Origin of the sequence: Sphingopyxis sp. (assembly GCF_035944815.1) — a bacterium.
GTDB lineage: Bacteria > Pseudomonadota > Alphaproteobacteria > Sphingomonadales > Sphingomonadaceae > Sphingopyxis.
Map to the genome: position 1 here is coordinate 53,744 of NZ_DASZAU010000004.1, position 14,076 is coordinate 67,819.

General features: G+C 64.2%; 9 protein-coding genes. 3 read left to right on the top strand and 6 right to left on the bottom strand.

Annotated elements, in window-relative coordinates:
• Positions 1 to 122 precede the first annotated feature (122 nt).
• Together VGU00_RS05785 and VGU00_RS05790 are read left to right on the top strand one after the other, a co-directional pair.
• Positions 123 to 3,365, top strand: coding sequence for a family 78 glycoside hydrolase catalytic domain (locus VGU00_RS05785; protein WP_327466439.1), 3,243 nt, complete (start codon positions 123 to 125; stop codon positions 3,363 to 3,365).
• 393 nt (positions 3,366 to 3,758) lie between these two features.
• Positions 3,759 to 5,159, top strand: a complete 1,401-nt coding sequence (locus VGU00_RS05790) for a GntP family permease (protein WP_327466441.1) — start codon at positions 3,759 to 3,761, stop codon at positions 5,157 to 5,159.
• Positions 5,160 to 5,302: 143 nt separating this feature from the next.
• Here the strand turns inward: VGU00_RS05790 and VGU00_RS05795 are convergent, their stop codons facing one another.
• From VGU00_RS05795 to VGU00_RS05805, 3 genes are read right to left on the bottom strand one after another with little or no spacing between them, the layout of a single operon-like run.
• Complete coding sequence (locus VGU00_RS05795) at positions 5,303 to 6,652, bottom strand: family 1 glycosylhydrolase (protein WP_414713513.1); 1,350 nt, start codon at positions 6,650 to 6,652, stop codon at positions 5,303 to 5,305.
• Between the two features lie 34 nt (positions 6,653 to 6,686).
• On the bottom strand, positions 6,687 to 7,610 hold the full coding sequence (locus tag VGU00_RS05800) for an alpha/beta hydrolase (RefSeq protein ID WP_327466445.1): 924 nt from the start codon (positions 7,608 to 7,610) through the stop codon (positions 6,687 to 6,689).
• Between the two features lie 56 nt (positions 7,611 to 7,666).
• The gene (locus tag VGU00_RS05805) at positions 7,667 to 8,986 is read right to left on the bottom strand and encodes a serine hydrolase domain-containing protein (protein WP_327466447.1); all 1,320 of its coding nucleotides are present in this window, start codon (positions 8,984 to 8,986) and stop codon (positions 7,667 to 7,669) included.
• 288 nt (positions 8,987 to 9,274) lie between these two features.
• On the opposite strand from VGU00_RS05805, the gene VGU00_RS05810 reads away from it, so the two are divergent.
• A complete protein-coding gene (locus tag VGU00_RS05810) occupies positions 9,275 to 10,933 on the top strand; it encodes a tannase/feruloyl esterase family alpha/beta hydrolase (protein ID WP_327466449.1) in 1,659 nt (552 codons plus the stop codon).
• A gap of 167 nt (positions 10,934 to 11,100) precedes the next feature.
• Here VGU00_RS05810 and VGU00_RS05815 read toward each other — a convergent pair whose 3' ends face one another.
• From VGU00_RS05815 to VGU00_RS05825, 3 genes are all read right to left on the bottom strand, one after another.
• Positions 11,101 to 11,340 carry a hypothetical protein gene (locus tag VGU00_RS05815; protein ID WP_327466451.1) on the bottom strand — a complete coding sequence of 80 codons (240 nt, stop codon included), beginning with the start codon at positions 11,338 to 11,340 and terminating at the stop codon, positions 11,101 to 11,103.
• 303 nt (positions 11,341 to 11,643) lie between these two features.
• Positions 11,644 to 12,570: a DUF1080 domain-containing protein gene (locus tag VGU00_RS05820; protein ID WP_327467440.1), complete on the bottom strand. Its 927-nt coding sequence runs from the start codon at positions 12,568 to 12,570 to the stop codon at positions 11,644 to 11,646.
• A gap of 138 nt (positions 12,571 to 12,708) precedes the next feature.
• A complete protein-coding gene (locus VGU00_RS05825; RefSeq protein WP_327466452.1) occupies positions 12,709 to 14,043 on the bottom strand; it encodes a glycoside hydrolase family 1 protein in 1,335 nt (444 codons plus the stop codon).
• Positions 14,044 to 14,076: the final 33 nt, after the last annotated feature.

Below are 14,076 nucleotides of genomic sequence, written 5' to 3' on the forward strand. Positions count from 1 at the left end.
TGCGTCGACGCTGTGGACCCCGTCTTGCGATCCTGGCCTTTCTGATGAGCAGCGGGGGGGCGGGGTGCACAGCGGTCGCGGCTCAGCTCCAGGCGGCAGCGGCCCGTCCATTCGAGCTCCGCGTGGAGGGCGCGCCCGGCCACATCATCACGGACGTCCGAGCGCCGCGTTTCAGCTGGCTTCTGCCGTCTTCGGTCAATCGGCAAACCCACTACCGGATCCAGGTCGCGACCTCGCCCGCGGCGCTTCGGGAGGGTCGTCTCGTTTGGGACAGCGGCACCGTCGCTTCCTCCGGACAATCGGGCATCGTCTATGCCGGACCGGCGTTGCAGGCGCGAGAGACCTATTACTGGCGGGTCCTGGTGACGGACAGCAGCGGACGATCCCTTTGGAGTGCATCATCGCCCTGGGAAATGTCGTTGCTCGTCGATACTGACTGGCAGGCTCGATGGATTTCGGCGGCGTCGCCCATCGAGCATGACTGGTCCGATGCCAAGACGGAGTGGAATTTCACCTGGTATGGGCTGCCCGTCGATTTTCTGTTTCGCGCTTCGCCGGAGGGCAAGACATTCGGTGAAGCCTATGTGTGGCGGCTGAGCGAAACGCGCGGGCAGGCGATGCTGACCGCGCTCTCGCGCAATTATGAGCCGAGCGGCACGCCGCTGGTCAAGGAACGGGTGATCAAGCAGATACGCCTTCCGCTCAGTGTTGCGGAGGCGCGCGCGCGTCCGCTTTCGCTGGCCGTCGAAGCGCGCGGCACGCGGATCATCACCCGGCTGGACGGCCGCGTCGTGGACGAACTGCGCGACGACGACCATGTGCGAGGCACCGCCGGCATCTTTCAGACGGAGCCGCGCCCGGGGTTCACAAGCCCGGTGTCGCCGCCAGACGCGATGTTGCTGCATTCGATTGAAGTGACCCCGGCCGGCGGCGCGGCCACCACCGCCGACTTCGCGCGCAACAACAATCCGCTGAGCGGCGGCACCGTCACCGACGGCGGCCTGTTGCCGGGCAACGCCAAGGGCATCGACATCGTCTTTCCGCTCGCGGCCCCGGCACCGCTACTGCGCAAGTCCTTCCTTAGCGAAGACGATGTGGTCAGCGCGCGGCTATATGTTGCGGCGGGGGGATTTCCGCGCATCCTCCTGAACGGGCACGGCGTCGGCGAGCCGATCGCCGATGGCTTCACCGCCTATGATCGCCGGGTGCTCTATCGCAGTTATGATGTGACGCAGCTGGTGCGGCGCGGCGAAAACGCGATTGGCGTCGAGATGGGCCGGGGCTGGTACGACTTGGCCGAGCCGAACGAATGGTATTGGCACGCGCCGCCCTGGCGGGCGCGGCCGGCGCTCAAGCTCCAACTCGAATTGACGCTGCGCGACGGCCGTCGACAGACGATCGCCAGCGACGATAGCTGGACCTGGATGCCCGGGCCGACGCTGCACGATTCCATCTATGCGGGTGAGAGGTTCGATGCGCGCCGCGCATCCTTGGCTTGGGCTCGGGCCGGCGATGTCGACGGCGACTGGCGCCCCGTCCGCATCGTCGGAGGTCCGGCGGGCCGGCTCGACGCCGCGAAGCAACAGCCGATAGCCGTCACCGAGACATTGCGCGCCCGGAAAATTACCGAGGTTTCGCCCGGCGTCTGGGTGTTCGATTTCGGCCGCGTATTCGCTGGCCGCGTTCGCGTGCATGCAAGCGGCCCTGCGGGTCAGACGCTTTCCCTGACCAAGCATGAGAAATTGCGGCCGGACGGTAGTGTCTGGTCGACCAGCAGCCATGTCGATGCGCAATTGCAGGTCGATCGCTACATCTTCGCGGGCCGCGGTGTGGAAGAATGGGCGCCGCAGTTCGGCTATGGCGGATTTCGCTATGTCGAATTGCGGGGTTTCACCGGCACGCCGACGGTCGACACGCTTGTCGGCGAAGTCATGCACTCCGACGTGGCGTCGCTGGGCGAGTTCGAGAGTTCCGAGCCGTTGGTGAATGCGATTCACCGCGCCGCGCGCGTCACGATCCTCAACAATATGCACGGCTTTCAGACCGATACCCCGACGTTCGAGAAAAATGGCTGGACCGGCGACGCCCAGGCGTCGGCGCTGGCCGCCGCGCTGAATTTCGAGGTCGCGCCCGTCTGGACGAAGTGGCTCGCGGATTTTCGCGATGCGCAGGCGCCCAGCGGCGAGATCCCGGAGATCGTTCCCGCAACGCCGTCTTACGGTTATGAAGGGACGCCCGGCTGGTCGATGGTCAACGGGCCCACACCGGCGTGGGACGCCGCGGCGCTGATCGTGCCCGACGACCTCTACACGCTGACCGGCGATCGCCGCGTTCTGGCGGACATGTACGACACGCAGCGGCGGCTGGTGGATTACACGCTGGGCTGGTTTACCCCCGACGAGTATCGTTACAAAAGTCCGACAAACGTCTTGCTGGGCGAATATGCCATGCCGGCTTCCGCTGCACCGGACGCAGACGCCGCTGCGCTGCGGCTCGCCAACGGGCTCGATGCACCGGCGACCGAGGTCGATGCCGTCTCGACCGCCTATCTCTACTGGATGGTCGATCGCCTGTCGCGCAATGCGAAATTGCTCGGCAAGGCTGAAGACGCCGAGCGCTACGCCGCCAAGGCCCGGCAAATCCGTGCCGCGTTCAACCGTGCCTTCTGGGATGGACGCAGGGGATTTTACCATATGGCCGCTCGCACGGACGAGAAGCAGCGTTTCCTGCAATATCTGAATGTCCTGCCGGTCGTGTTCGGTCTGGTGCCGGATGACGAGGCGGCTGGGGTCGTGGCGAAAGTGAACGAGGATATCGTAGCGCACGATTATCACCTGTCATCCACCGGCGCCTTTTCAGGCCGCTATCTGCTGACACTGCTCAGCGATTTCGGTCATGGCGACACCGCCTGGCGACTGGTGACCCAGACCAGCGCGCCGAGCTGGGGCTATTGGATCAGCAACGACATCCCCACGATGCTCGAAACGTGGGAACTGACGAGCCGATCCTACGACCACCACTATTGGGGGTCGGTGTCGAGTTGGTTCTATCAAGGTCTGGCCGGTATTCGCCCTGCAGCCCCCGGATATGATCGCATTGTCATCAAGCCCTTCGTACCTCGCGACCTGGGTGACGTGTCCGCCACGCTGCAGACCGTGAAAGGCGGCGTGACATCGAAATGGCGTCAGCGCGACGGGAGGCTTGAGTTGACGGTCATCATACCAGGCAATTCCTCCGCAGAAATCTGGTGCCCCGGACAGGTTGCGCAAGCGCCGCGCGCGGCTCGCCCCCTGCGCAATGAAACTGGCTATATGGTTTATTCCGTGCCTCCGGGCCACCACCGCTTCCTCGCCCGGCTGGACTGAAATCGCTCCGCTCCGGCAGAGCCCTGGACGCCTCAAGCGGGAAGGGCTGCGCTGCCATCCAGACTAAGCACTTCTCCGCCGCCGGGTCGATTGCTCACAAACAGGCAGGGCGTCTTGTAAGTTGACATCGCGCCGTGCGATGCGGAGAGTGCGAGAGCGAATTTTTCCTCCGGCAAATGGGCGAGGTGCGATTGGGTCGTCGAGCGTGGTCAGCGCGGGAACGGCGGCAGGTCCCTCGCGGCGACACGAGACTGTGGGGACATGATGCGGGAGTGGGTTATGATCAATATGTCGCTGAGCGGCTCGGTAATTACAGTAAGCGGCGGCACATCGGGGACCGTAGCAGCCGGCGCCGGCGCTAACGGCCTCCCTGACCATTATGCAGGCTAGCCCATGTCGCTGATCATCTGCCTCGGCGCGCTCGCCGCGCTCATCTTCCTCGCATATCGGGGATTCAGCGTCATTCTCGTTGCGCCGCTGGCGGCCATGGCCGCCGTGCTGCTGACCGATCCCTCGGCGGTGGCGCCGGCGTTCAGCGGCCTGTTCATGGAGAAGCTGGCGAGCTTCGTGAAGCTCTATTTCCCCGTGTTTCTTCTTGGCGCCGTCTTCGGGAAGCTGATCGAAGTGTCGGGGGCGGCGCGCGCGATCGTCGGCGGCATTACGCGGCTATTCGGCCCGGGGCACGCCATCCTTGCGATCACGATCGTCGGCATGGTGCTGACCTATGGCGGCGTGTCGGTTTTCGTCGTCGTGTTCGCGACCTATCCCTTCGCTGTCGAAATGTTCCGGCAAGCCGATATTCCCAAGCGCCTCCTTCCGGCAACGATCGCCTTCTCCGCCTTCACGATCACGATGGATGCGCTGCCCGGAACGCCGCAGATCCAAAACATCATCCCGACGACCTTCTTCCGGACGACGGCCTACGCCGCCCCCTGGCTGAGCCTTGCCTCGGCCGCCTTTACATTCGGCCTCTGCTTTGCCTATCTGCGCTGGCAGCAGCGGCGGGCGCAACAGCGCGGCGAAGGCTATGGAACCGGTCACCGAAACGAGCCGGACATCGGCGAAGGCGGATCGGCGCTGCCCGTCTGGCTCGCTGTCCTGCCCCTGCTGCTCGTCGCTGTCGGCAATCGGCTGTTTCTCGCGCTCGTGCAGTCGGGTTATGGCGAGAGCGCGGTCGCCTTGCTCAACCCGGCAGTGCCGACCGCAAAGCCCGTGGTCCAGGAAGTGACCGCCAACGCAGCGCTCTGGTCGCTCGAGGCGGCATTGCTGCTCGGGATCGCGGCGACCGTCGCGATCGGCTGGTCGACCATCCGCGAGCGGTTTGCCGAGGCGTCGCAGGCGGCGATCGGCGGCTCGCTGCTGGCAAGCCTCAATACCGCGTCCGAATATGGCTTTGGGGCGGTGATTGCGGCGCTCCCGGGCTTTCACCAGATCGCCACTGCGCTTTCGACGATCCGGGATCCGCTTCTGAATGTCGCCGTCACGACCAACATCCTGTGCGGAATTACGGGATCGGCTTCGGGCGGCCTCAGTCTCACCCTTGGCGCCTTCGCCGACCGGTTCATCGCCGCGGCGAACGCCTCGGGCATCCCCCTCGACGTCCTGCACCGCATTGCCTCGCTCGCATCGGGAGGCATGGACACGCTACCTCACAACGGCGCCATCATCACCTTGCTGGCTGTCACCGGACTGACGCACCGCGAGGCCTATAAGGATATTTTCGTCATCACCATCATCAAGACGCTGACCGCCTTCTTCGCGATTGCGGTCTATTACGGGACGGGGCTGGCCTGATCGGGACCGCCGCGGATCGCGGTGGAGCCTTGCAGCGCGCAAAGCACGCTAATCTCCGGCGCCGTGAACGGCCGGCCGCGTAGGCTTGAAGATAGCCGGCTTCGCCATGAGAGCGACCGGCCGGCAATCCCTCGAGCGGCCCCTCAGCCAGCGGGCAGGGCGTTGGCGCGCGCTATCGCCGCGAGGACACTCGCGCTCGGCTTGGGGGTTCGCTTGAAATTGCTCCGGTCGACTGCGATCAGCCCATATTGATGCTTGTAGCCCGAGACCCACTCGAAATTGTCGAGCAGGGACCAGTGCAAATAGCCCATAACGGGGATGCCCTCGTCCATCGCCTTCTTGAGCTCGCCGAGCGCCGCGGGGATCAGGTTTGCGCGAATGCGGTCGTCGGCTGTGTTGACGCCATGTTCGGTCACGAAGATCGGGACCTTCGCGAGGGAATAGGCGTAGCGCACGGAATTCGCGAGCGAGTCCGGATAGACGATGCCGCCGCTGGCGTTGTACACCAGTGCATCGTCCGTGCTGCGGCTGTCACCTTCCGGCGGCTTCGCCTTGCCCTTTGCGTCCCAGAGCTGACGATCATAATTCTGGACACCGAGGAAATCGTCGGCGCGCGCGACCTCGAGCCAGGGGACATAGACTTCCTGCCGAAAGCGATCGCGCAGGCTGCCCGGCCCGGCTTCCTGATCGTCGGGAATTGCCATCGTGACGCCGACGGGCAAGGCGCCGCGGACGGCCTTGATCGCGGCCTTGCCCTTCTTGTGGGCGGCGATCAGATGCTCGGTATATTGACCCAGGTCCTTGATCCCGATCAGCCCCATTGCGAAGCGGTCGCTGCCCGAGGCCTTCGCGGCGGCCGCCATGGTGGCGGCGAGCAGTTGCTGCACGCGCTCGGGTCGCGGCGCCTCGAAACTGCCGACGAGCAGATTGGGCTCGTTCAGCGTGACGGCGTAGCCGATCCCTGCGGCCAGGTGGCGCGCCGCCTTGTCGCAAAAATTCGCGAAAAGATCGGGGGCCTCGGGGTTGGCCCAGCCTCCGCGCGCCGCAAACCAGCGCGGCGTCGACCAATGGCTGAAGGTCACCATCGAGACGAGACCGCGCTTGGCGCACCCCTCGATCATAGCCTTGTAATGGTCGAGCATGGCGATCGAGAACATGCCGGGCTCGGGTTCGATCCGCGCCCATTCGATGCTGAACCGATAGCTGTTGAGCCCCATCGCCTTCACGAGGTCGAGATCCTGGGGCCAGAGCGCAAAACTGTTCGCCGCGTCTCCCGACGGCTCGGCGAAGAAGGTCGGTTTCACATTCTCGGCGAGCCAGATGTCGCTATTGACATTATTGCCTTCGATCTGGTGCCCGGCGGTCGCGGCGCCCCAGAGAAAGCCCTTGGGAAAGCGCGCTCCGCGTCGGCCCTTAGCCATGGCCTCACCCAGAGGCAAAGTGGCGGCAAGCGCCGCACCCGCGCCGATCAGCGTTCTGCGGTTCAGTTCCATCATAGTCTCCCGAAAAGTCTCGCGGCCGTGGCGCTCAGGGCTGGGGGGCTGCCTTCAAAAGTCCCTGCATCTCCATCCACGCGAGAAACTCCGGCATCAGCAGCGCATTCGTCTGTCCCGGCTTTCCCAGCCCGAAGCCGTGGCCGCCGGTCTGATAGACATGAAGTTCCACGGGCCGCCGGGCGTCGCGCCATGCGCCGACAATCTCATAGCCGCCCCGGCTGAACATCGTGTCGTCCATGGCAAGCGCCGCGAACATCGGCGGCGCGTCTGCCGGGACGGCGACCGCGTCCATCGGACCGTAGATATATCCGAAGAAGTCGGGGGGCAGCGTCGCGGCATCGGCGTCCGATCCGGCGTCGAGAACCGCCTTCAGCGTCGTGATCGCGCCCGCCGAGAAGCCGATCATGCCGACGCGCTTCGGATCGATCTGCCAGTCCTTCGCGCGGGTGCGTACGAGCTTCAGGGCGGCGAGCGCATCTTGGCCAGCCTCTGTATCCGGAAGCTTCGGCGGCGGCCGATCCTTCTTCGCGAGCCCAGTGATGAGCTTGAAAATCGCGGCCTGGAACTGGGCGTCGTCCGCGGGAGTCGGGGTCAACCGATATTTGAGGACGAAGGCCGTGACGCCGCGGTCAGCGAGGGCACGAGCGACGGCCCAGCCTTCGCTCTCCATCGACAGGAACATGAACCCGCCGCCGGGCGCAACGATGACTGCGGTGCCATTGGCCGTTCCGGGGCGAGGGAGAACCGGGATCAGGGTCGGATAGGTGACATTGCGGATCGATCCTTCCGGCCCGAAAACGAGATCGTCGGACGGCTTGCCGGGGTTCGATTTTCCATAGAGCGGGATCGCGACCGCGCCGGACGGGGCGCCCTTTTGAGGCACCTCCTGTGCCGCGGCGGGCGCGGCGAGGGCGAGCAGGCTGGCGGCGCCAAATGCTGCGAGCATCATTCTCATATTTTTCTCTCCCGTCGATCTGCGCTGCGGTGGCTCGCGACCGCCAAAAATGCCGGTCAACCGGCCAGTGCCGAGCCGATCGCCTTGTCGAAGGCAATCAGCGGCGGCTTGACCGACTGCTGCACGAAATAGACCGCAGCAAGATCATGCTCGGGGTCCACCCAGCCGTCGGTGCCATAGGCGCCGTCCCAACCGAAGGAGCCGCGGCCGCGGGCCGAGCCGGCCGCGACCGGGTCGACCACAATGCCGACGCCGAGGCCGAAGCCCCATCCCTTGCGGCCCATGAACGGAAAATTCTCGAACATCTTGCCGACATGGTTGGTCGACATGAGCGCGACGGCCTCGCGGCTGAGCACGCGCTTCCCGTTGAGCGTGCCGCGGTTCGCGAGCATCATCTGGAACTGCATATAGTCGTGGGCCGTTCCGACGAGGCCGCCCGCGCCGCAGAGATATTTCAACGTGGGGTCACCGGCGCCGAGGATATCGACGCCCGGCTTCCATTCGTCCTTGCGGCGTTCGTAGAAGGGCACGAACCGCGACCGCTGCTCCGGCGAGAGATGGAAGGTCATATCGCCCATCTCAAGGGGGCGGAACAGGCGTACCCGCATGAACTCGTCGAGCGGCATGCCCGACACAATCTCGACGACATGGCCAAGGACGTCGAAGCCGTCGAGCGGCGAATAGGCCCACCGCGATCCGGGTTGAAAGTCGAGTACCATTTCGCCGAGCAGCGGGATCCGCTCGGCGAGCGTCTTATCCCTTTGCACGTCGGGCGATTTGCTTCCCATTCCGAAGACGCTGCCGAGGCCGTTGGTGTGGGTCAAAAGGTCCTTGAGGGTGAGATCGCGCTCCGAGGCGACAATCGTGACCTGCGACTTGAGCTTGTCGCGTTTCCCCAGATCGTAACGGAACGGCTCCGCTTCGGGAGGCAGCTGTGCGACGCGCTGGTTCCGGAACGTTGGAAGGAAGCGGCTGACGCTGTCGTCGATCGAAAGCTTCCCCGCATCCTGCAACATGAGGATACAGGCTGCGGTGACCGGCTTGCTGCTCGACATCAGGCGGAAGATATCGGTCTTCCGCATCGGAGTGCCATCCTCGACGACCCGCAAACCCTGCGCCTCGTACCACACCAGCTTGCCGTGCCGGGCAACGGCCGTCACGGCACCGCTCAGGTCGTTCGCCTTGATGTGCGCTTCGATGGCCGCACGAATTCCCTCGATGCCGGCTTCCGTCATGCCTGCCGCCGCAGGCGGCTGCAGCGTCCAGCCGAAGGCCGGAGCCGAACCCTGCGAGACGCGCGCCGACATGCAGCCTGACAGCGCGGCGCCGGCGCCGAACATCGCGCTCATCTTCAACATCGCGCGGCGATCGATCATTCAGCCTCTCCTTGATTCGGGGTATTACATCGATAACACGGCTGCTCGCATATACAAGCATTTGTGACTGTAAAATATCATTGGGAAGATCTTCAATGCCGGAATGATGACTGGTTTGGGGCCGGTTTTTGTAGCCGTTATCGCCGCATTTCCGGGAACGGGAAGGGTGCGCACTCTAACTACCGGTCAATCTTGCTTGTAACATGGGCGGGCGTCGGTAATTTCGACCAGCCGTCCGGCGAGTCCTGCGATCCGTGGGCGGCCAGTCAGGCGAGGGGAGAAGCGGCGATGCACATGCATTCGGTGGTACTGCGGGTTCGTATGGCAATTCTGGCGGCCGCAGGTTTGCTGTGCGTCGCGGTCGCACCGACGGCAGCGGCTTCGCAAGATTGCGAAGGGCTCGGCGGCGGAGATCGCATAGGCAATGCGGTCGTCGTGCTGGCGCAGCCCGTTGCGGCGGGAGGCTATACCGCCGCCGACGGCGTCAGGTTGACCGGCATGCCCTCTTTTTGCCGTATATTCGCGGTCGCCAGTTCGCATCCGGATTCGCATATCCTCATCGAACTCTGGATGCCGCAAGCGGACAAGTGGAATGGAAAGTTTCTCGGGATCGGGAACGGCGGAAACGCAGGCAAGATCGGCTCATCGAGCCTCGCCGGGGGGCTGAAGCGCGGCTACGCGGCGGCAAGCACCGACATGGGCAGCAGTCCCGCAGCGGTGCCGGGCGTCGAGTTCAATTTCGGCAATGGCAGGCCCGAGGCGATCAAGGATTTCGGCTACCGGGCGACGCATGAAATGACCGTGCTCTCGAAGGACATTATCGCGCGATATTATGGGAAAGCGGCCGACCGCTCCTATTTCGTCGGCTGCTCGACCGGCGGCAATCAATCGCTCAGCGAAGCGCAGAAGTTCCCGGCCGATTATGACGGCATCATAGCGGGAGCCCCTGCGCATAACCGCACGCACATGCATGTCCATTATTCGGCATTGCGGGAGTTGGGGTTGCAGCCGGGCGCATCGGTCCCGATGCCGCTGATGGTTGCGTGGCAGCACGCGATCGTCAAGGCCTGCGCCGGTCGCGACGGCGGGGCGCCAAGCGACAAGTTTCTCACCAACCCGCTTCAGTGCACAGTCTCGCCGCGTCTTCTGTCCTGTTCGCGCGCGAAGGACAAGTCGGCCTGCCTTTCGGACGTACAGATCGGCACGCTGGAGAAGATTTACGGCGGGATGCGGAACCCGCGCACGGGCGAGGTCTATTATCATCCCGACGTCCGCGGCGCCGAAGAATCGATCTTCGCGGCGTATAATCCGCCGATCTTTCCGAGCAGCGGCTATGACATCACCCGTTGGATACTTCCCCGGGATCGTCCGATCTCGAGCTTCGACTTCGATCATGACCTCAAAGCGCTCGACGACCGCTACGCGACGGAACTCAACGCGATGGATCCCGATCTGTCGGCATTCGCGGGCCGGGGCGGGAAGCTGATCATCTATCATGGCTGGGCCGACGGGATCATCAGCCCCTTGGGTTCGCTCGACTATTATCGCCAGATCACGGGCGGCTCGCTGCCACGCGAGCAATTTGCGCGCCTGTTCATGGTGCCGGGGATGGGCCACTGCGCCAGCGGTCCGGGGGCAACCGATTTCGGCCAGCTCCTCGACATTCGTCCAGAGGGTGTCGTTCGCGACGATATTCTGGAGGCCCTCGAGCACTGGGTCGAGAAGGGAACCGCACCCGACCGGTTGATGGCCGGCAAGACCCAGCAGCAATATTCCATCCCCCCGTTCGCCATGGCGGGACCGGTACCCGAGGCACGGCCGGTTTGCGCCTTCCCGGCGCTGCCGCGCTACGACGGCAAGGGAGACTCGCTCAAGGCATCGAGCTTCAGATGTGTACGCGCCAATTATCCTGACTTTCCCCGTCCGGCCCCCGCCTATCTGCGATAATGGGCCGGCGCGGTCAGCGCACCGGATGGCGGCGACGAAATCTCGGCGGCGGCAACGCAGCGCAAGCATCTCGGAATGGCGCCCTCGGTGGCGCGCTTGCAGGGTTCAATTTGTCTCAAGGGGCCGGGACGTGCGGCCGGGGACTTGGCGAGGGTCTTGTGGTCGGCCTATGCGGCTTCGATCAGGCGCCGGATGACTTCCATGAGAAGCATCGTGCCGGGAAGGAGGAGCAGCCCCAAAGCCAGCCCCGAGATGCGCCGGTGCTGTGGCGCTTCGATTTGTCGCACCGGCGGCGCGGATATGCCATGAGCAGCAGGCGATCTTTCTTCGCGCAAGTCCGGAAATGCCAATACGTTCGCGGTCAGCGCCGATGGCGCCGGCAAATGTCCTGTATCCGCTTGCAGCACGCTCTTCTCCCGGTGTCATAGCGCCGCTTTCGGCGTCTCCTGCCGCGATGCCGTCACACCGCGAATAGAGAGGCTATCGAGGCCGCGCCCTTTTGTCAACTTACAAGCAGAGTTGCTTGCATAACCGGATGGCTTGCGAGCGGCCGGGACTGCGGCGATGCAGCATGGTGGTCGGGACCGCCCGTGCGATCGCCGACGCCGATTGCTCGCATGCGGGCGTCGCGAAACGCTGCGCCGCCGAGGGCGAGGGAAGTGAAGATGCCGGGGCTTTCGCCCCTGTCCGGCCTGCGGCAGGACGAAATGTTACGGCCTAGGTGCGACCGCACGGATTCGGGGTAAGCGGCGGATGGGCTCGATTGTGATTTGCCGGAACCAAGTCTCCGCCCCTTCGGACTGTAACTGAATCTGGCCATGAGTCAGTGGCTGACGGCTGCCATCCGGGCCGATCACGGCGAGGTCGCGCACTTCAGAGACCGGAACGCCGTTGACCACATGAATGGCGTGGTCGCCGACGACATACAGGTCGAGTGTGTTCCACTCGCCGACCGGACGTTCCGCGTCACTGGCGGCCTCGATCGCCCAGGTCGGAGATCCATTGCGCGTTTCCACATCTCGCCCATCGGTTCGAAAGCGGAGATGTGGCCAGTAGAGCGAGGGATCGAATGCCACGCTCGTGCGCGCACGCACTGCGGGTCCGACCGGCAGGAACATACCCACCGAACCTTTCATGATCTCGAACTCAAGCGATGGCTGCCACGTACCATAGACCTCGCCGGGTTTGCCATGGGTGTGGTAAAGTAGACCGTTGTTGCGGGGCAGCTTTTCGCGCGGCGCCCAGACCCGCTCACCCCATTTGAACTGTAGTCGCAGGTGATAATCGCGCAGGTCGGCGCGATGCGTCAGGGAGCCCCAGGTCTGCCCCTTGATCCAGATCGCAGGCTTACCGTCGATCCGTCTGACCGCGAAGTCGTCGCTAGTGTCACGGCTCGTTCCGATTGGTGCGGCGACGGTACCGCTGCTGTAGGTAGCGGCAGGATCGGCATAGCCCAACCACGGGCTCCATCCTGCCAGGGTACGTCCGTCAAATAGCGCGACGCGCTTTCCAGCGGGGCGCGGCAAATCCGTGAGAATCAGACGCTCCACTGCCTTCGGGGGATCGCCGGCGATCGAGCGCGCCCTCTCATAGGTGATTTGTGCGAAACTGGCCGCGGGCGGCGCGAGCGCGACCACCAAGCCGCATGTGAATGCGGACCGCCCAATTTGCGCAAGGCGTCTACCGGTCCGAGGTTCGGCGCCGGCTGGTGAAACGGGCTGTGTCAATGACCGATCCTCGTGTGAAGTGTACGTTGCTCGGTAGCTATTTCACCATCAGCGTAACGCCAGCGCATTGCGCCGCGCGATCGCGCCAAGCACCGCCGCGCTCGGCTTGGGCGTGCGCTTGAAGGTCTTGCGATCGACGGCAATCAAGCCGTAGCGATATTTGTAGCCGTAAATCCATTCGAAGTTGTCGAGCAGCGACCAATGGATGTAGCCCTTCACGGGAACACCTTCGTCGATCGCCTTTTTGAGTTCGCTCAGCGCCGCTGGAATCAGGCGCGCCCGCACCGCGTCGTCGTCGGTGTTGGCACCATGTTCGGTGACAATGATCGGCACTCGCGCCACCGAATGGGCGTAGCGGACGGCATTCGCCAAGCTGTCCGGATGAATTATGGTGCCGGCGGCGTTGCGATCGCCCGGACCGCTCTTGGCTTCGACCGCGCCCTTGTCGTCCCACAGGCTGCGCTCGTAATTCTGGACGCCGAGGAAGTCATCGCCCCGCGCCGCCTCCAGCCAGGCGCCATAGGTTGTCGCACGGATCCGGTCGCGAATGCTGTTGGTGCCGACCGCCTGGTCGTCGGGGATCGCCAGCGTGACGCCGACGGGCAGGTCCGAGCGCACCGCCTTGATGGCCGCGCGGCCCGCGCGATGAGCGGCGATCATGTTGCGGGTGAGCTCGTCGAAATCCTCGACGCTGATCGTGTTACCCGCGACGAAGTTCGGGCTGCCCGAGGCGCGCTTTGCAGCATCGTTCATCTTGTCGAGGATTGTCTTGATCCCCGCAAACATCTGCGGGGAAAACGCATTGCGGACCACCATGGAGAGATTGGGCTCATTCAGCGTCGCCGCATAAGCGATATTCCCTGCCAGATGACGCGCCGCGCGGTCGCAGAAGCGCGCGAACAGTTCGATGGATTCAGGGTTGGTCCAGGCACCAAGCTCTGCAAACCAGCGCGGGGTGGTGAAGTGGTTGAATGTCACGAACGGCGTGATGCCGCGCTGGCGGCAACCGTCGATCATCGCCTTGTAATGATCGAGCATGGCGACCGAGAACATCCCGCGCTCCGGCTCGATCCGCGCCCATTCCAGGCTGAATCGATAGGTATTGAGCCCGATATGTTTTACCAGGTCGAGATCCTGCGGCCACATCTCGAAACTGTTCGCCGCATCGCCCGAGGGTTCGGCGTAGATCGTAGGCTTGACGTTCTCCAGCAGCCATGTGTCGCTGTTGACATTGTTCCCCTCGACCTGATGCGCAGCCGTCGCGGCTCCCCACAGAAAGCCTCGAGGGAAGGCGGTGCTGCGCGCAGCGCCGGCTGCGGCGCCAGGCGCAGCGGCAAGCGCAAGCCCGGCTGCGATCATCGTGCGGCGGTCAATCGTCATCATCCACTCCCGTAAATTTGCCCTGCGGGACACGAC

Coding starts and splice junctions, on each gene's coding strand:
- VGU00_RS05790 (WP_327466441.1), top strand. CDS start 3,759: ATGTCGCTGATCATCTGCCTCGGCGCGCTCGCCGCGCTCATCTTCCTC.
- VGU00_RS05800 (WP_327466445.1), bottom strand. CDS start 7,610: ATGAGAATGATGCTCGCAGCATTTGGCGCCGCCAGCCTGCTCGCCCTC.
- VGU00_RS05805 (WP_327466447.1), bottom strand. CDS start 8,986: ATGATCGATCGCCGCGCGATGTTGAAGATGAGCGCGATGTTCGGCGCC.
- VGU00_RS05810 (WP_327466449.1), top strand. CDS start 9,275: ATGCACATGCATTCGGTGGTACTGCGGGTTCGTATGGCAATTCTGGCG.
- VGU00_RS05795 (WP_414713513.1), bottom strand. CDS start 6,652: ATGGAACTGAACCGCAGAACGCTGATCGGCGCGGGTGCGGCGCTTGCC.
- VGU00_RS05825 (WP_327466452.1), bottom strand. CDS start 14,043: ATGATGACGATTGACCGCCGCACGATGATCGCAGCCGGGCTTGCGCTT.